This window comes from Cellvibrio sp. pealriver (assembly GCF_001183545.1).
GTDB lineage: Bacteria > Pseudomonadota > Gammaproteobacteria > Pseudomonadales > Cellvibrionaceae > Cellvibrio.
Window position 1 is genome coordinate 363,285 of the sequence record NZ_KQ236688.1, and the last position, 19,384, is coordinate 382,668.

The 19,384-nt window shown below is 47.5% G+C and carries 10 protein-coding genes; 4 read left to right on the plus strand and 6 right to left on the minus strand.

All coding sequences use genetic code 11. From position 1 onward, the window contains the following. The first annotated feature begins 65 nt into the window (after positions 1-65). Positions 66-395, plus strand: a complete 330-nt coding sequence (locus VC28_RS01560; protein ID WP_049632078.1) for a hypothetical protein — start codon at positions 66-68, stop codon at positions 393-395. 119 nt (positions 396-514) lie between these two features. Here VC28_RS01560 and VC28_RS01565 read toward each other — a convergent pair whose 3' ends face one another. The 6 genes from VC28_RS01565 to mltF form a co-directional block, all read right to left on the minus strand. Then, positions 515-2,428, minus strand: a complete 1,914-nt coding sequence (locus VC28_RS01565) for a bifunctional diguanylate cyclase/phosphodiesterase (protein WP_049629111.1) — start codon at positions 2,426-2,428, stop codon at positions 515-517. Positions 2,429-2,476: 48 nt separating this feature from the next. Beyond that, positions 2,477-3,181, minus strand: a complete 705-nt coding sequence (locus tag VC28_RS01570; RefSeq protein ID WP_082191358.1) for a transglutaminase-like cysteine peptidase — start codon at positions 3,179-3,181, stop codon at positions 2,477-2,479. A gap of 230 nt (positions 3,182-3,411) precedes the next feature. Further along, positions 3,412-4,131: a GntR family transcriptional regulator gene (locus VC28_RS01575; protein ID WP_231591616.1), complete on the minus strand. Its 720-nt coding sequence runs from the start codon at positions 4,129-4,131 to the stop codon at positions 3,412-3,414. Positions 4,132-4,595: 464 nt separating this feature from the next. Beyond that, the gene (locus VC28_RS01580) at positions 4,596-7,187 is read right to left on the minus strand and encodes a DUF349 domain-containing protein (RefSeq protein WP_049629112.1); all 2,592 of its coding nucleotides are present in this window, start codon (positions 7,185-7,187) and stop codon (positions 4,596-4,598) included. A 38-nt stretch (positions 7,188-7,225) separates the two neighbouring features. Continuing rightward, positions 7,226-10,279, minus strand: a complete 3,054-nt coding sequence (locus tag VC28_RS01585) for a D-2-hydroxyglutarate dehydrogenase YdiJ (RefSeq protein WP_049629113.1) — start codon at positions 10,277-10,279, stop codon at positions 7,226-7,228. A gap of 141 nt (positions 10,280-10,420) precedes the next feature. Then, positions 10,421-11,938 (minus strand): membrane-bound lytic murein transglycosylase MltF, encoded by a 1,518-nt coding sequence (gene mltF, locus VC28_RS01590; protein WP_049629114.1) that lies wholly within the window; start codon positions 11,936-11,938, stop codon positions 10,421-10,423. Positions 11,939-13,198: 1,260 nt separating this feature from the next. Here mltF and purL point away from each other — a divergent pair. From purL to VC28_RS01605, 3 genes are all read left to right on the plus strand, one after another. Next, positions 13,199-17,065, plus strand: coding sequence for a phosphoribosylformylglycinamidine synthase (gene purL / locus VC28_RS01595; protein WP_049629115.1), 3,867 nt, complete (start codon positions 13,199-13,201; stop codon positions 17,063-17,065). A 197-nt stretch (positions 17,066-17,262) separates the two neighbouring features. Continuing rightward, positions 17,263-18,324, plus strand: a complete 1,062-nt coding sequence (locus VC28_RS01600; RefSeq protein WP_049629116.1) for a beta propeller repeat protein — start codon at positions 17,263-17,265, stop codon at positions 18,322-18,324. Positions 18,325-18,571: 247 nt separating this feature from the next. Further along, positions 18,572-19,264 carry a DUF3313 family protein gene (locus VC28_RS01605; protein ID WP_049632081.1) on the plus strand — a complete coding sequence of 231 codons (693 nt, stop codon included), beginning with the start codon at positions 18,572-18,574 and terminating at the stop codon, positions 19,262-19,264. The last annotated feature ends 120 nt before the right edge of the window (positions 19,265-19,384 follow it).

Sequence of the window (19,384 nt, forward strand, 5' to 3'; positions counted from 1 at the left end):
ATCCCGCACGACAGTGGGATTTTTTACGCGAACTTTTTTACAGAAGATTGTTGGTAGAGGGCTGTATGTTTGTAAAACGTAATCCAACTGGTGAAATTATTGCCATCAGTAAAGTGGCAGACGGCAATATTGGCGAAGTCCTTGCCGATGACTCGCCCGAGCTGCTGCAATTTATCCAGAGTGAAAAGTCGCCTGAACAAATTGCGTTGGAGCAAACAGACCAGTCTATGGCGCGTGTAATGGAAGACGTTGTGGGTTTGTTGGTTGAGCAAGGTGTTATCCGTTTTACGGATTTACCCACAATCGCACAAGACAAATTATTAAATCGTCGTGAGTTGCGCGGTAAGCGAAAGGGCATAGAGTTGTTAGATGATGGCGACAACTTGCCTTTATGAAATCAATGATGAAAGCCGCACACAAAAACGGCTAGTGTTTAAAAAATCAATCAGCCAATAAAAAACCGTTGTGAGAAGATCGCAACGGTTTTTTTATTTGTGACACAACCGTGTCCAACTTAAACAATATGCGTGCCGGTAAATCCATCCAGGCCAATTTTAATCAGCGTTTGTTGCTCTTCTTCACTGATTACGCCTTCGGCAATCATTTGAATACCCAATGAGTGCCCGAGTGTACAAAGACTTTGGACAAAACTCTGGCTGCTGATGTTGTGTTGTATATCGCGCACAATGGCGCTATCAATTTTCAAATAGGCCAAGCCCATATCTTGTAAATTAGCAAACTGGGTAAATTCCAAACCTACGTGTTCCAAACCTACACGGCAGCCCAGTGTGCGTAAGCGGGTTGAAAAAGCGCGCAACTCTTCCAGGTGGCGTAGTGCGCAGACTTCAGGAAATTCAATCCACAAGCGCGCGCTACAGTTGGGGTTTTCAGCTAGTAATAAAGCTGCTTGTTCACGGAAATTGACACTACAGAGCGATGCCGCCGACACATTGATTGAAAGCGGAGTCGGGCAACGGTTTAATTCGGCGAGCGCGAGTTTTAATACCGCGATATCGACATCGGGCATAAGCCCCAAGCGTACTGCCCATGGCATAAAATATCCGGCAGGTTTTAATGCTTCATCCAGCTGTAAGCGCACAGCAGCTTCTTCATGCAATAAATCCTGATTGCTTGTGCGCACCGGAAATTTTGCCAGCGACAGATTCTGTGATGATAGGGAATGGCTGATCGCATCGCGCCATTGGCTGAGATTGTGTTGTGCATAATCAATCTGATGTGGCGCAATTGTCACAACAGCGCGATTGCCTTTTAGCTCTGCTTGCGCAAGAGCCCCATCGAGTTTGTGCAATATTTCATTGCACTTGTCACCATGATGAAAACTGCACAGTGCCAAAGGTGTGGCCACTTTATCAAAGCCTCCGGCAATCAATTGGAAATTGAGCGCTTGGGAAATTTCTGCGCTGATAATATCAATCGGCGTGTCGGTGGGGATCAGCAAACTAAAATCACTGCCGTTCAAACGCCCCGCATAACTATCGCGATGTTTGTTTTGGATATCGCTGAATACTCCGGCAATTGCACGCAGCAACTGATCAACTTGTTGATGGCCTAAGCGATTGTTGAGGTCATGTAATTGCATGACTCGCGCAATTACCATCACACCGTTAGATTGCAATTCTTCGCTGGTTAATTGGGCATCCAACAAATTTAAAAAATGGGTGCGATTGGCAAGGCCGGTCAACATATCAGTCTGCGATTCACGTCTGAGTGATTCAAGTTGGCGGGCTTCTTTATCCAGCATTTGTTTAACGCCTTGCGATAAGGTGTTCATCGCCCGAACCAGACGCTGAAATTCTTTGGTTCTCGGTTCTTCCGAGACAATAAAGCGGCGTTGGCCGATGGCTTCGGCCTGATCCACAATCAAATCCAATGGACGTGAAATATATTTCAGGATGAAACTACCGATCAAACCACTGAGCAGTGTTGCGATAATAAACCAGTCCAATAAATTGCGTGTATTGCTCCACAGTGCTTCCACTGCATAACGCGAATGACTTTTTACAAGTAATGTCCCTGCTTGTTGCCAGCCATCTTGTATTTGCGCGATTCCGGGTGCTGCATCCAGTGCAACCCATCGCGCAAACCAAGCGGGAACCTGTGCCGCATCTTTATCATTATCTTCAAAATTGCGTGCGACAATCGGTTTGTTGTTAGCATCCTGAAACAGAATGTATTCGTAATGGCCTGCATCAAATTGTGCGGTGATCAATAACTCCAGCGTGACCGGATCTTTCTCTGGCATCTGTGAAATAGACAGGGCAAGGGAGTTGGCGTTATCGATATTTTTTAAACGCAATTGTTCTTGCAGATAAGTTTTTGCAGTCAGGATGCTGATAATAAAATTACCGGCAAGCGCTAATAGCAACAGTAAAATAATGCCTATCCACAATTGTTTTATCAGTGACATGGTCTGTGCCTTTTGGTATCAATTTTTGTCATTTGCATTCTTTGCATATTAAAAGCCTTCCTCATGAACTCGTGCCAACAAGTCACGCCAGCGCGATAAGCGTGCAGTGGGGTCAGCAGTGGTTTCCTTATTACCTACCCACAAACCTTCGCTATTAAAGCTGAACACCGGGCGCAAATCCGGCCGTTGGTTTGCAGGTTCAATAGTGTTGATCAGGCTGTCGAGGATCAATGGGGTTGCATCGGGTGTTGAGTAATAGCCCAACACCATATGCGCCTGGAAAATTTTGCTCTGGGCTCCGCCGATTTGCGCTTTAACATAAATCAAGCGCAACTGTTGGTCAGAAAAACCTAACTGCAACAAGCTGAGGTATTTCGCGATGGTGTAATCCTCGCAGTCACCCGCACGCATGCCCATCAGATCTAATGGTGTTGCCCAGAAGTCTGATTTTTTCCACAGCACAACATCTTCCGTGTAGCGCACGTGGCGATTAAAAAATTGGTTAACCTGGATGAGTTTGTCTTCAGTGGAATTGCGGTTGGCATCGGCCAGCATTCGCTGCCAGGCATCGAGCAGCGCAATACCGTCATCACCATAACGGCTGCGCATGGATTCCTGCATTTTTTGCGGGTTAATATCGGCACTGACCAGCAGTGAAAGTCCGAGCAGCAAGAGCGGTAATTTAATGCGTAATGCCAGTGAGCCCGGCAATTTCCATGTGCTGCCGCGCGCAAAAAAACTAGGCAAACGCATGCACTGGCTCCGCTAATGTCGGCTTGCCTGTAGCAATTGTGGGAGGGCGGGTAAAAAAATGCGGCATCTTGTTCTGGTAAGTATCAAATCATCAACATGCATCGCAGTATAGACAGTGATTTGATAGCGCGGTTTGAAAATTATTGCCGCGCTGGGTTTGGCCTATCCAGTGCTGAATGGGCCAGCAACCAAAGGTGATGTGGAAAAAGTAGGTGAACGCAGAGCAAGAGTCAGACGAAATACTCCGGGTGCTCCTGCGGAATCACCTCAAGAATGTTGTATACATCTTTGAGATGCACGCTCATTGCCGCTGCCGCTTTTTCGGCTGAACCTTCTTTGATGGCTTTGATAATCGCACTGTGTTGATTGAGAATGCGTTTGTACTGGCCGCTCACATGCAGGCTCAAATTGCGCACGCGATCCATATGGGCTTTTTCTGCCTCAATAAAAGACGCTACACGTGGGTATTGGGTAAAACCGGCCAGTGTTTGATGAAAATCATCGTCGAGATTCTGAAAGGCGAGTGCATCATCATCGGCGGCGGCGGTCTTTTGGTCGGTGATGATTTTTTCGCAGTGACTAACTGCTTCAAGACGAATGGCTTCATCGCTATTGGTCGCCAGCTGGGTGACTACAGCAACTTCAAGCGCTTCGCGGATAAAACGCGCTTCCAGAATTTTCTCCATGCTGAACTTGGATACATAAGTTCCGCGTTGGGGCAGCACCTCTACAAAACCAATATTGGCGAGTTGGATCAGTGCTTCGCGCACAGGGGTTCGGCTAACGCCAAATTGTTGCGCCAGAGCCGTCTCCGACACCATTTGTCCAGGGAGTAACTCCATACTGATGATGGAGTCGCGGATGAAACCAAAAATCTGGCTGGCCGCGGGGCGGTCAAAGGACAGGCCTTTGGATTCAGGGCGCATATTTATTACAGGCTGTTTAGCCACGTTTATCTCCTCGGATACTCAATATATCAGCGTAACCAGCTCAGGCCTGGGGCTCGATGCCGGGCAACCATGCCACAGACCTTGTGGGTAAACAACAAATGACATGAAAATTACCGCCCCAAAATCTGGGGTTTAATGATGATCATTAGTAAACAAATATTCAACGATAAAACCAACTGAAATATCATAAAGTCATTTTGACAAAAAGCTTGACCTACTAGTATGCAAGGATTAGGATTAACTCAATGTTCATTGGTTCATCGCCGATTTTCCAATGAGCAGGGGTTGTGTTTGACCTTTATTCTGGCGGAAGTTTTCCGCCAGTTTTTTCTTGAAGTAGTTTTGAGTTATCCCGTTGACTGCGTAATGCAGTGTTTATCGTTGTACATGAATCTCTCTTGTATTTTCGGATATTCCGTCAGGCAGCTCTGTAATAGCAGAGCTGCCTTTTTTATTTATCGGGATTATTTATCCTGAGATTGAGCTGCCAGTTTACGGCAGTGATCAAAGCGCTTCCAAAGTGGCTCGTAAGTATCGTCAGCGACACCACCCAAACCAATCCATTCGACTAACAATGCGTGAAAAGACGATGGCTCGAAGCGGCTATCGCGCTGACCAAAAGCGACCTGCATTTGTTTGACTTGGTATTCCATGCGGCTTTGTTTATCGCTGTCGGGCGATTCCTGACCGGTAACAATTTCAGCGCGTATGCTCAGTGTGCGCAATAGTTCAGCGTTGGCTGCCTGGCTTTCACGTGTCAATTCATTTGCCTTGGCCAAGCGTTGTTGCAGCGCACTGAGTGTGCCATTCGGCCAGCGTGGTGTGTCGGCCAGTAACTTATCCAATGCCGATTTTTGCACTGCCAATTGCTCTGCCGGTTGTTGTGCCAGTATTGCCAATTCATATTGACGTGTTGCATCCAGAGCAGAGAACAAATCTGCCCAACGCTGTTCTTCGGCTTTTGTCTTTGCGGTATTGCGCTGGGTGTTGATGGCGGCAATGCCTGCATGAAATTTATTGTGCAGTTGCTTGGCTGCTTCTTTTGGAAGTTCCAGATCATTAAATTGAACGGTAATGTTATCGATGTCGGCTTTTGCCGCCGCAATTGCTTCCAAACTTTGTCCTGCAATAGCGTGCAGTTGTGCAATCAATTGTTCTGCCTGGGCAATAATTGCCTGACGCTGTTCTTTAGCTGCTTCAAACGCCTGGTTGCGCAGTGCAAACACAGCATCACAATGTTTGCGGAACTCTTGCCACAGCTGCTGATCTTCTTTGTGCCAACTTTTGCCAATCGCTTTCCATTGAGCTTGCAATTGTTTAACGGTTTCCGTTGCTGAGCGGCTGTCTGTACTGTTTAGCAATAACTGGGCTTGCTCAACCAACGCTTGCTTGGCGTTTTTGTTCTGCTCATATTCAGCGGTAATTTTATTGAACAATTGTTCCATCAGGTTTTCGAATTCTTTCTGTAGTTCATTGCCGGCTTTACGCGGTACAGGCCAATAGTTTTGCCATTCGGCGCGTGCAGTTTTCAATGTCTGTTCAACATCTTTCCAGACGGCATTGGCAAAATCGTAACCCTGTAAATATTGTTGCAGTTGTTTAACCAGCTCGCGGCGCTTTTCCAAATTGTTGTCGCGCTCTGCAGCTTGTGCTTCAAAAAAATCTTTACAGGGTGCGTAAGCAATAGCAGACGCTTGCTGGAATTGTTGCCATAGTTCGTCATCTTGTTGCTGTACACCTTTGCTCACTTCTTTCCAACTATCTTGTAATTCATGGATTTTGGTGGCGAGTGTTTCAGGGTTCATACTGCTGTTTGCCAGTGATTGCATTTGCGCAATCAACGCTTCTTTTTTGGGAGTAACGGCGAATTCATGCCAGTCTCCTAGTTTGGCTAGCTGCGCTTCAAAGTCGTCGATTTTGTTTTGGATTCCTTTCGGAATGTCGGCAAGCTGGCTACGTTTTTCCTGCAGTTCTTTTTGGATTGCGCGCGCTTTACGCACAAACCCTTGTTCTGCAGCCCATAGACCCTTGCGTGCAAGTTCACTGAAATCGCGCATTGCATTTTTGGCAGCTTGCTCTGCCTGATGGCGCTGTGCCCAAAGTGCATCCATTTTTGCTTTGGCTTCAGTTAAGGCTTCGGGCAATTCATCGCCAAGATCTTTGGCAGATTTCATAAGTTGTTGCAACTTCTGCTGGGTGCTTTTTACCAGATCAGAATCTTCTACTTGTTCCAGTTTTTCAGTCAGCTGTTTAACCGTTCCAGAGGTTTTGATCTGGTCGATCAAATTCAATGTTTGTTGTTTACGCTGTTCAAATTCTTTGGTGAGTTTTTCCAGCGGTAAATGACGATTCGCAGCCAAACGTACAGCATTGCTTAATTCGTGTATTTTTACTTCATAGTTGGCATTCAGCAGATCATCAACATGGCTTGTACTGTAAATATCGGCGGCCAATTTTTTCAAGCTGGAGAGTGCTTCTTCGGCCAGTTGCAGGGCTTGCTTATCAAGCGCTTGTTTTTCTTCTTCATCTGCAATCGCTTGCGCTTGTGCGTTGATTTTTGCCTCGCAAGCAGCAAGCGCTGCTTGATAGCGGGATTGGACAATAATGGAAACCTGCCCAAGATTGTCCCATTCACTTTGCAGTACGTCCAGTTTGGCTTTGAAGAGTGCGTCGGCGTCGAATTGGGCGTGACGTTCAATTTTCTCGCAAATACGTTCTGCGCTGGCTTCCAGTTCTGCGATTTTTGCGTCTTCTGCTTTAAATACGTCCAACTTGGTTTTTACGATTTTAAAGACATTTTTATCTTTGGTTTTTACTACCTTGGCAAGTTGTTCCAATATTTCACGGCTATGAATTTTTTCTGCTGCAGCTTGGCGTAATTGGCTGGTAGCCCCATCGCTTGCCAACTTGAGTAATTCACTTTCATCGTTGGTTTGCTCAACGACATCCAGCGTAATAACCGGCTTCGGTGCTTTAGGTTCTGCTACCGGAATAGGTGCTGCCTTGATGGGTTCAACTTTGGGTTTGGCACCAAACAATTTGCGTAATAATTTCATAGTCGTGGCTCGTCAGTCAGTGATGGTAGTAATGAGTGTTACAGAAGTTGTTGCAATAAAATTTGTACCGGGTGCGGCAGCTTTAGGTTATCAATGCGCTTGGTTTGGCTGCGGCAGGAGTAACCGGTGGCAGTTAACTTTCCACTGTTTGCGGGATTGTTAACAACTTGCGACCAGGAAAGTGAGTAGATTTTTTTGGAGGTTTCCACATTGCTGGTTTCGTGGCCATACGTGCCTGCCATGCCGCAGCAACCGGTTTCAATCACATTCAGTTTTTGGCCCAGTGTGTTGAATATGGTCTGCCAATCTTTAATCGAACTTACGGCATTGGTTTTTTCGGTGCAGTGCGCAAGCAGTGAAAAATCGGCGCTTTTGAACTCGCGTGTTTTTTCGCTGAGCTGCTCGCTTTGTTTGGCCAGCCATTCCTGTATTAGTTGCACTTTGGGTGCGTTATCGCCTAATACTTTTTTATATTCCGCGCGGTAAGCCAACGTCATTGCGGGCTCTATACCAACTAATGGAATTCCCGAAGAGGCAAGACCGTTCAATTGTGTTGCATTTGCATCGGCGGCTTTGGCAAACGCTTTTAAAAAGCCGTGGACTTGTAAAGGCTTTCCATTCGGTTTAAAGGGGGCGAGCAGGGGAACAAAGCCCAGTTTTTTAAGCAGTGTCAATGTATCAATCACCAACGGTGTTTCAAAATAACTGGTGAAGGCATCTTGCACCAAAATAACTGCGCGGGATTTTTCACTGGCAGACAGTTGTGCGATGTTTTCAAGGGTGGCGTAATTTACATCGAGCTTTTGCGCTGCAGTGTGTAAGTTGATACCGGTTAACAGCGGGCTGTCTACCATACCGATAAAGCGCGCCATAAAGCGTTGCATAAATTGCGGCTTCATCACCAGGTTGTATGCCCAAGGCATTTTAGCGAGTGTAGGAATCATAAATTCCAGACCGCCGATGAAATAATCTTTTAACGGACGCAAGTAGCGGCTGTAATAAAGCTCCAAAAATTTTGCGCGAAATTCTGGCACATCCACTTTGATAGGACACTGACCAACGCAGGACTTGCACGCAAGACAGCCCATCATGGAATCGTGTACTTCATGAGAGAAATCATATTCGCCCTTGCGCTTACCGAGCGTATTGATTACACGTGCAGGTAAGCCAAACACAAAGCTGGCGCGCTTGAGTTTTTTACTTTCTTCTACTGCGTTAACGCCGCGTTCACTCATTTGTTTGAGCCATTCACGCATTAATGATGCACGGCCTTTCGGTGAATGTTTGCGTTCGCGTGTGCCTTTCCAGCTCGGGCACATAGCATCATTCGGATTCCAGTTGTAGCAGAGGCCATTGCCATTGCAGTGCATGCCTTCGCTGTAACCTTCCCATACTTGTACCGGAATTTTTCTATCGATCTGGCCGCGTGTTGGCACACCGTCAATTTTTAACAATGCGATATCAGCAGATGGTGTCGCAATTTTTCCGGGATTTAATTGGTTGCGCGGGTCAAACGCGGCTTTGATGCGTTGAATTTGTGGATAGAGCTCGCCAAAAAATGCCGGCGCATATTCCGAGCGAACGCCCTTGCCGTGTTCACCCCACAGCAGGCCATTGTATTTTTGGGTAAGTGCGACCACTTTATCGGTAATTACACGCACCATCTTTTCTTGTGCAGGATCTTTCATGTTGAGCGCCGGGCGCACATGCAAAACACCTGCGTCTACATGGCCGAACATGCCATAGGTTAGTTTGTGCTCATCCAACACTGCGCGGAATTCAAAAATAAAATCCGCCAGGTTTTCCGGTGGTACAGCGGTGTCTTCAACAAACGGAACCGGGCGGATTTCTCCTTCGACGTTACCGAGTAGTCCCACGGCTTTTTTGCGCATTCCCCAGATTTTATTGACCGCATCATTACCCCATGCGATGGAGTAACTAATGCGCCCTGTGCTGCTGTCTTGCGCTGCTTGGTCTAATAAATCAGTCAGTTTTTTTACATCTGCTTTGAGTGCATCATCGGAATCAGCCGTGTATTCAACCAGATTGATTCCCTGGATTTTTTCACCGCTTTCCGGTGCAGGGAAAAATTCAGACACGCTATGCCATACGATATCGTTCATCGCCAGATTCAATACTTTTGAATCGACGGTTTCGATAGAGGTTGGATCGGCTTTCATGAGTTGCGTGGCATCGCGCAGCGCGACGTTGAAATCGCGATAATTCACATTAATCAGCGCACTACATTTTGGAATAGGCAATAAATTGATTTTCGCCTCGGTGATAAAACCGAGCGTGCCTTCACTGCCGCACAAAATATTGTTGAGATTGAATCGCCCCTGTTCATCGCGGATATGTGCCAGGTCGTAGCCGGTGAGGCAGCGATTTAATTTGGGAAACTTTTGTTCAATAAGCGCATGATGCTCACGTTGGATCGCATCAATAACGCGGTGCACTTCGCCCACGCGGTCTTCGCGCCGCCATAAATCTTCCAGCGTCTTTTCATCAATTGCGGACGATGTCCATTCGGTGCCATCGAGCAGTACGGTTGTTAATTCCAATACGTGATCGCGGGTTTTTCCATAGCGACAAGAGCCTTGGCCTGATGCATCGGTATTGATCATGCCGCCGATGGTCGCGCGATTGCTGGTGGAAAGCTCCGGAGCAAAAAATAATCCGTGCGGTTTGATCGCCGCATTCAGTTGGTCTTTGACGACACCACATTGAACGCGCACCCAGCGCTCTTCAACATTGATTTCCAGAATCTGGTTCATGTATTTGGATGTGTCTATTACCAAACCATCGGTCAGCGATTGACCATTGGTACCAGTACCGCCACCGCGCGGGCTGAGCACGATATTTTGGAATTGCGGTTCCTGGCTGAGTTTGGCAATACGCACCAGATCAGCGGTATCACGCGGGTAGAGCACGCCTTGCGGCAACACTTGATAAATGGAGTTATCGGTCGCTAATACGGTGCGATTGGCATAGTCCGGGTTCAAGTCGCCGCTAAAGCCGGCATCGCGCAGGGCGTTGATGAAGCTGAGGTAGAGCGATTGGACGGGAGATGTCTGGTCAATACGTGGAATCATGGGGCGGTCATCGATCGGCTGCTATTTGATAGGTCGCCATTCTACTCCCTTGCCTTTTCAATGTCCTGATCTTGCAGCTAAAACAAAAACTGCCGCAGAGGCGGCAGTTTGAAATGGAAGCTTGGGAAGTAAGTTGACTGGTTAAAGCACAGAAATCGCTGTACCTGTTTCCTGGTGAGTGGATGTACTGTTCTGGTTGTCATCACCTGTTTGGCGGGTATTGGCGGACAATCGACTACCTGCACCAGTGGTTGCAATGCGGAATTCTTCCTGCTGCTGATGCCAAGCAATAATTTTATAGTAGTTAAGAACGTTATCGACAAATTTGACTGGTTCCCAGCCGCGCATATAGCCATGTTTGGCGCGGCTGTAATATTGCTGCTTCGATAACAGTGGCATGTATTTGCGCACATCTTCCCACTTGCTTGGGTTACCGCCCATGCGTTCGGTTAGCACGCGTGCATCTTCCAGGTGGCCAAGCCCTTGGTTGTAGGCCGCGAGGGCAAAGTGCAGACGCTCTTCTTCTTCAATTCGCTCGGGTAAACGCTCCAATAACATACGCAGGTATTTGGCACCGCCATAAATGCTTTGTTGGGGATTTTCGCGGTCTTTGATACCCACGGCTTTTGCAGTGTTTTTTGTTAGCATCATCAGGCCGCGAACCCCGGTATGAGAGCGAGCATCGGCTTTCCAGTGCGACTCCTGATAGCTAATTGCTGCCAGTAATTGCCAGTCAAGATCAAACTTGTCCGCAGCGAGTTTCATGTCCTCAATCCATTGCGGCAGGCGTTGCTCCAGCCGATAGGTAAAGGCCATGGCTTCGCCGGTGGTGACCTCTTCTATATGGCGATCAAAAAATTCTTCGGTCACTTTAGCCAGTGAGCCGTCGGCTTTAATACTGTTCAGGTATTTTTGGGCTGCATCGAACAGGCTGTTGTCTTTTTGTGCCGGGAATGCCCAGGCTAAAGGTTGTGGGTCGCTTACATCAAACGCCAGACGGGCTTTGGGATAAGAATAACGATTAAGGTCATAGGCGCTGGAGTCGATCACGGCATAATCCGCTTCGCCTTTATTGACCATATCCAGCAGATCGATCATTTCGGCGTTTTCCAGTGGCTGCCACTGGAGGTAAGGGAAGTCTTGTCGCAGCTTGCGCAAACGCGCCCAGTGCGATGGATTGGCAATCACCAGCACTTTCTTGCCCTTGAGGTCTTTAATGCTGGCAGGCATAGGTAGGCGGCTGTTGTAGACCAGCTGCTGGGTAATTTGCATAAAAGGCGTGGAAAAGCGCAGTGTAGTATCGGTGCTTTCAAGGGCAGTGAGGCCAGCAGCGGCGAAATCCACTTGCTGCGCGGCAACGCTATCGAGCATCTGGCCAAGGTTGGGCTGGTCTTCAATGACCAGATTTACGCCGAGCGAATCCGCAAAGCCTTTTACAAGGCTATATTCAAAACCTGTGAGGCCATTGGAGCCTTCGTAATAAGTAGTAGGGCCGTTGCTTGATAAAATGCGCAACTCGCCTGCTTCCAGCACCTTTTCCAACTGGGTTGGGGGGGTGCTGCGTACCAGCAAAACACTGCTGGCAAACAATGACGTGCCGACAACAAGGCTCGTCAGGATGGACTTAATCACTAACACTGATGGTTTGCGAATTTCCATAAGGGGTTACTCCGGTTGCTGAACTGCAACGCCCGAAAGGGTGTTCTCTTCGTGTGTGCGCATTCATGCCGAATCCAATCCATTAATGACCCGTGCAAATACCCCGCCATGGTATAGGCACTTTTTTTGTGTGCCTAGCTTGTTTTTTGAGCATATATGGGCTAGCGGTTTTGGCTAAAAAGTGACCTTTTGGTGTTGGGGCCAGATCTGGTGCGGGATACAGCAGATTTGTGTATATGAAAAGAAGCCGACAAACGGTCGAAAAAAAGTAAAAAAATGTGATTTCAGGCCTTATTTAAGGTCCAATGTTGCGCACAAAAACGCGCGATTTCGTAAGTTTTTGTAAAAAATCTGCACAAAAATACGGCAAATATTCAGATTTTTTAGTTATAAGAACTTATTTGCGTTCGCACGATTAATTTTTTTATCGAATTACTAAAAAGTTATAAGCAGAAACTTGAAGTTTAATTTTAGGGGTATTTATTTTCCGATTCGTTTTTCATTCTGTAGAAAAGCGAAAAAATATTATGGATTTTTATTTTTACATGATGATGTAAGCATCGATCAAATGATGCAGAGAAATTTATTATTTAAAATAACTCTCATGATACTAGATTTTAAAATTCCATTTTTTGTCAGATACGCAATGTTTTTAGCCTGATCCCTTATGATCATCTGGTAATCAAAAAAATTATATGTCGTAAATTCATGGGTGTTTTCGTTTGATTTTTTTCGGTTTAACAGGGTAGGTAAATTTTTATGGAAAATCTCACTGCTATTTAAATAGCATTTTTGTTTTTCATGGACATCATGATTCGTGCTTCAGTTTATTGAGAAAGCTATTTTTCTATTTAATAATTCAGAAAATTTTTCGTTCTTGTTTTTTCTGAATAATTGATTTTTTGATACGGTGAAAAAGGCAGAAATTTTATTGTTGCGCTGGCGAATGTCTTTTGAATGCCCGAAGTGAAGATTCTTATCTATACAATCAACTGAAGCATCTGGCACTGAGGTTGATGTTCTAGCGTGCAGATACCACTGGTGTTGAAAGCGGGTTTGGTCGGGCGTTTGTTATTGCACGCTATTTGGGAATTACTCCGGTGGCACTCAGCCGTATCCGCAAACGCCTTGATATCCAATCAGCAAGCTGGACAGGGTAGGGGAAAAAAGTCTCTCGGGCAGTGCCTAAATCCAGTACAATGCGCGCCTCTCTTTTGTCATTAATCCTTTGTTACCACCCATGCCGAGGCTCTTCCCACTATGTTAATCCTGCGTGGCGCTCCCGCTCTTTCCAGTTTCCGTACCCAAAAACTCCTGTCCAGTCTGCAACAACGCGTTCCTGCGGTGACCGGTGTCAGCTCGGAATTTGTCCACTTTGCCAATGTGTCTTCCCCCTTGAGTGATGCTCAACAGCAAGTTCTCAAGCAGTTGCTGACCTATGGCCCCAAAGTAGAGCAAGAAGCCAGTCATGATGGTGAGTTATTCCTTGTGGTTCCTCGCCTCGGTACGATTTCCCCTTGGGCATCCAAGGCCACGGATATTGCCAAAAATACCGGTTTGGAAAATGTGAAGCGCATTGAGCGCGGTATTGCTTACTATGTGACTGGCGCTGCTGCTGCTGATCGCGCCGCTATTGCTGCCCTGTTACATGACCGCATGGTGGAAACGGTATTTGATAGTTTGGAAGCGGCAGAACAGTTATTTATCCAACAGCAACCGGCAGCACAAACCTCGGTAGATATCCTCGGCGGTGGTCGTGCCGCTCTGGTAGAGGCGAATAAATCCCTCGGTTTGGCGCTGGCCGAAGACGAAATCGATTATCTCGTAGAAAGCTTCACCCATTTGGGCCGCAACCCGATCGATGTCGAGTTGATGATGTTTGCCCAAGCCAACTCCGAGCACTGCCGCCATAAAATCTTCAATGCGTCATGGACTATCGACGGTGAAGAGCAGCAGCGCAGTCTGTTCAAAATGATCAAAAACACCAATGAAGTGGGCGGTGAAGATGTACTTTCCGCTTATGCCGATAACGCTGCGGTAGTGGTTGGCCACGAAGCAGGGCGCTTCTATCCGAACCCTGAAACCAAAGCCTACGAATACACCCAACAGCCAATTCATATATTGATGAAGGTGGAAACCCACAACCATCCAACCGCAATTTCTCCGTTCTCGGGTGCAGGTACCGGTGCCGGTGGTGAAATTCGCGATGAAGGTGCTGTTGGCCGCGGCTCCAAGCCTAAAGTTGGCTTGACCGGTTTCACCGTATCCAACCTGCAGATCCCTGGTTTTGAGCAGCCCTGGGAACAGAATTACGGTAAACCTAATCGCATCGTGAATGCGCTCGACATCATGATCGAAGGCCCCATTGGCGGTGCGGCGTTTAACAATGAATTTGGTCGCCCGAATATTTGCGGTTATTTCCGTACCTTTGAAGAAAACTTTGACGGCGAGCGTCGCGGTTACCACAAGCCAATTATGTTGGCGGGTGGTTACGGCAATATCAAAACTGAACATATCGAGAAACCGCCCTTCGGCGCGGGCACCAAGCTTGTTGTTCTCGGTGGCCCGGCGATGTTGATCGGCCTTGGTGGTGGTGCTGCGTCTTCGATGACTTCCGGTTCTTCCTCTGAAGATCTGGACTTCGCCTCCGTACAACGCCAGAACCCCGAAATGGAGCGTCGCTGTCAGGAAGTGATCGACGCCTGTTGGCAGTTGGGTGATAAAAACCCCATCGCGTTTATTCACGATGTTGGCGCAGGTGGTCTCTCCAACGCATTTCCTGAGCTGGTAAAAGACGGCGGCACCGGCGGCAAGTTTGAATTGCGCAATGTACCCAATGATGAGCCGAGCATGAGCCCATTGGCGATTTGGTGTAACGAATCGCAAGAGCGTTATGTGCTGGCGATTGCGCCGGCAGACCTGCCGCGCTTTGAAGCCATTTGCCAACGCGAGCGCGCGGCTTACGCTGTTGTCGGTGAAGCGACTGACGAAAAACATTTGTTGGTTAATGACAAACATTTCGATGCAAAACCGGTTGATTTACCAATGTCAGTATTGTTTGGCAAACCGCCAAAAATGCATCGCGTTGCGGAAAAGCACACTGCAAAAACTAGCGAGTTCAGCACTGCTGGTATTGAATTAAAAGAGGCTGCTGAGCGCGTTCTTAAACACCCAGCGGTAGCGAGCAAAAATTTCCTGATCACCATCGGCGACCGTTCGGTAACCGGTATGGTTGCACGCGATCAAATGGTTGGTCCGTGGCAAGTTCCTGTTGCCGATGTTGCGGTAACTACCATCAGCTATGACTCCTACGCAGGAGAAGCGATGAGTATGGGCGAGCGCACACCGGTTGCTTTGTTGGATGCGCCAGCATCTGGTCGCATGGCGATTGCGGAAGCGATTACCAATATCGCCGCAACGCGTATTGCAAAACTGTCTGATGTAAAACTGTCAGCCAACTGGATGTGCGCTGCTGGCCATAAAGGCGAAGAAGAAAAACTGTATCGCACAGTAGAAGCCGTTGGTATGGAATTGTGCCCGGCACTGGGCATTACGATTCCGGTTGGAAAAGATTCCATGTCCATGCGCACGGCGTGGAAAGAGGGCGATGAAAACAAAGCGGTAACTGCGCCGCTGTCGTTGGTAATTTCTGCGTTCTCGCCTGTGGTCGATGTGCGTCAAACCTTGACTCCACAATTGCGTACAGACAAAGGCGATACTGATTTAATTCTGGTTGATCTCGGCAACGGTAAAAACCGCTTGGGCGGTTCTATTCTCGCGCAGGTTTACAACCAGCTTGGTCAAACACCTGCGGATCTGGATTCTGCTGAGCAACTCAAAAACTTTTTTAATGCAACGCAAGCAAGTCTTGCTGCCAATGAATTGCTCGCATACCACGACCGCTCTGATGGTGGTTTATTCGCGACCATTGCAGAAATGGCTTTCGCTGGTCATACCGGTGTAAGCATTAATTTGGATGGCTTGGGTGAAGATGCGCTTGCTGTACTGTTCAGTGAAGAAGCGGGTGCCGTAGTACAAGTTGCGCGTGCGCAATCTGCTGCAGTGCAGAAACGTTTTGCTGATGCGGGATTAAAAGTCAATGTCATCGGTGGTTTGAACAGCAGCGATTCTTTAAATATCAGCCTGAACGGAAAAGTATTGTTCGATCAACCGCGCGCGCAATTGCAAGCGCTGTGGAGCGAAACCAGTTATCGCATTCAAGCGCTGCGTGACAACCCTGTGTGCGCAGAACAAGAATTTGCCGCGATTACAAAGCCAAATCCTGGTTTGAGCGTAAAACTCAGCTACGACCAAAATGACGATGTTGCTGCTCCGTTCATTAACACTGGCGTTCGTCCTGCTATCGCCGTGTTGCGTGAGCAGGGTGTTAATGGTCACGTGGAAATGGCGGCGGCATTTGATCGCGCTGGTTTCAAAGCCGTTGATGTGCACATGAGCGATTTGCTTTCAGGTCGTGTATCACTGGAACAATTCAAAGGCTTGGTTGCCTGCGGTGGTTTCTCTTACGGTGACGTATTGGGTGCGGGTGAGGGTTGGTCGAAAACCATTTTGTTTAACAACAAAGTGCGCGATGAATTCGAACGTTTCTTCCATCGCAACGACACTTTCAGTTTGGGTGTATGTAACGGTTGCCAGATGATGTCCAACCTGAAAAATCTGATTCCCGGTGCTGATCATTGGCCGCGTTTTGTGCGTAACTTGTCTGAGCAATTTGAAGCGCGTTTTAGCTTGGTACAAGTACAGGAATCGTCATCCGTTTTGTTTAAAGGTATGAGCGGTTCGCATATGCCAGTAGCGGTTGCACACGGTGAAGGCTATGCCGAATTTGCCAATGCAGATGCGCTGAACGTGTGTAACGAGAGTGGCACGGTTGCGCTGCGTTTTATCGACAACAATTTGCAAGCAACTGAAACCTATCCGGCTAACCCGAACGGTTCTCCATTGGGTATTACCAGCGTTGCCAGCAAAGATGGTCGCGTCACCATTATGATGCCGCACCCCGAGCGCGTATTCCGCGCAGTGACCAACTCCTGGAAACCGGATGATTGGAAAGACGATGGTGCATGGTTGCGCTTGTTCCGCAATGCGCGCGTGTTTGTGAGTTAATTACTGGCAATCCAAAATTCTCAACAAACAACATCATGTATAAAAATTATGTATAGGAGGCTTCGGCCTCCTTTTTTGTTTCCAATGGCACCACCTCAGTACTGTTAGTCACAATTTCTTACAATTCTTTTGAATTCCCTTTCGCATACTCCGGTACGACAAATTGACCTGATGCAATACAAAAAGGAGCGATGAAGATGAAAATATCAAACGGCGTTACGCGCTGGTGCGGCGTTATTCTGGGCTTGTTGTTAGCGGCTTGTGGTAGCGATGATTTACCCAAACCCAGTATCACTGTTGCACACGATGGTCTTGATGGACGAATCATCACGCGTTTGTATGCTGATAAGCAGACGTTGTTAGCTGCGACGGATCGCGGCTTGTATCGCAAAGTAAGCGCGCAGCGCACGTGGGAGGCTGCAGGGTTGGTGGATCGGGAAGTGTTGGATCTTGCGATTATCGCTCCCAATCACTATCTCGCCACGACAGAGCGCCAACATGATGATTCGGTTGAACATCGCTTATTTGAAACGCTCAATGGCGGTAGTACATGGCAGGAGATTGCACACAATTTTGGTGGTGATGAAGGCACGGAGGCGTTGTACGGCATGCACTACGATGATGACAACAACGCCCTTTATGCGACTGGTATTGAGGCGTTGGGTGTTTCTTACGATGAAGGGCGCAGCTGGCAATTGCTGAGTGGTATGTGGCATGGGTTTGGGCAGCGCAAAACTATTGTAAAACGCAACCCTGCAACTAACGAAATTTGGTTCGGCGGGCAAAATGCTTTCGAGCAATTGGTGTTGAATGTGTATTCTCTGGATACAAAAGAACTGCGTAGCTATCGCGATTTGTTGCCCAACCCCAGCGTGATTTACGGTATTCAATTTGATCGCGCTCGCCCTGACTGGGTGATGGTATCGGGTGAGGGAGGGGTGTTGGCCAGCAGCAATCGCGGAGCCAATTGGACTACGTTAATTGGCGATGTGGATTATCGTTTTTACTTTGATGTCGCCATAGATCCATTAACACCTGCGACGTTTTATACCGCGGGTTGGGATAAAAATTGGGATACTCCGCAGCCCCTGATTTTTGAAGTATCTAACGATGGCGGCCAGCGATGGAAGAAATACCGTCATAATGACCCCACGCTGTTTGGCGGCGTGCGCAGTATGATCGCCGTGGTTGAAGACGGCAAAACCCGCGTCTATTTAGGCTTGTATCGCGGCGGCATTATGAAAGTCACGATTCATTAGTTTCATATTCATTTCCCTGCAGACTACAAAATATTACAAACTCAACCGGGATGTATTAGTCTCCCGGTTTGTTTTTGTGCTTCAATAACTTACGAACATATGCCGAAAGCGATAACGCTACCGGGTTCGGGGGCGGCGCTGTTACCCATTGAACCCTGAATTACGTATAACGTCTTATTCATTACTTGCAGCAGTGTTGCAGGAATAGTCTCCAAAATCCTCGTTAATGAAACAGGTAGATAATGCTATGAAAACCATGAAACACACTATGACAACGATTGCACTGGTGGTGCTGGCAGCCAGTGTGATAACCGGTTGTTCATTTACCAAACCCCATGAAAAAGAGGCCCAGTTAAAAGCCGACAAAGCAGGCCTGACAGCCGTTGAGAAAACACGCTTTGATGGTACGTTTATCGCCAAAGGTGCGGAGTTTTCGCAATACAAAAAGTTGTTGGTTGAGCAACTGGATTTGAGCGATGTGAAAATCCGCAAACAGACGGGAACCAATATGGTTTACGACACGCCTTGGGAGTTGAATGACACAGATCGTCGCTATTATTCAGAGCGTTACACTGAAGCGCTGATGAATAATTTGATTGCCGATGGTACTTACTCAACCGCCGTGCAAGCAGGCCCGGATGTGATGACGGTATCTGCCAAAGTATTGGAAATTGCGCCTTTGGCTAGCAAAGACGATATGAAGGGCCGCCCCAACCGAATGAAAGTGTATAGCGAAGGTATGGGGACCATGACTCTGGAAATTTCGCTGTACGACTCCGTATCCGGTAAGCCGCTTGCGATTATTACTGACCAGCGTGATTTGGGAAAAATATGGGAGGAAAATAATCGGGTGACAAACAATATCCAGGTGCGTTTGGCGTTTAACCATTGGCTGCGTAATTTGCGCACCGAGCTGGATAAAGTATCGGATCGTCATTAATCCACTATTAAGTGGTGCATAAAAAAAGAGGAAAACCCGAACGGGTTTTCCTCTTTTTTTATCACGCTTTCTATCACACTTTTTTAGCTTAGCCGCTTCTTTTTAATCACTTCTTTTTTC

Coding starts and splice junctions, on each gene's coding strand:
- VC28_RS01560 (WP_049632078.1), top strand. CDS start 66: ATGTTTGTAAAACGTAATCCAACTGGTGAAATTATTGCCATCAGTAAA.
- VC28_RS01565 (WP_049629111.1), bottom strand. CDS start 2,428: ATGTCACTGATAAAACAATTGTGGATAGGCATTATTTTACTGTTGCTA.
- VC28_RS01570 (WP_082191358.1), bottom strand. CDS start 3,181: ATGCGTTTGCCTAGTTTTTTTGCGCGCGGCAGCACATGGAAATTGCCG.
- VC28_RS01580 (WP_049629112.1), bottom strand. CDS start 7,187: ATGAAATTATTACGCAAATTGTTTGGTGCCAAACCCAAAGTTGAACCC.
- VC28_RS01585 (WP_049629113.1), bottom strand. CDS start 10,279: ATGATTCCACGTATTGACCAGACATCTCCCGTCCAATCGCTCTACCTC.
- mltF (WP_049629114.1), bottom strand. CDS start 11,938: ATGGAAATTCGCAAACCATCAGTGTTAGTGATTAAGTCCATCCTGACG.
- purL (WP_049629115.1), top strand. CDS start 13,199: ATGTTAATCCTGCGTGGCGCTCCCGCTCTTTCCAGTTTCCGTACCCAA.
- VC28_RS01600 (WP_049629116.1), top strand. CDS start 17,263: ATGAAAATATCAAACGGCGTTACGCGCTGGTGCGGCGTTATTCTGGGC.
- VC28_RS01605 (WP_049632081.1), top strand. CDS start 18,572: ATGAAAACCATGAAACACACTATGACAACGATTGCACTGGTGGTGCTG.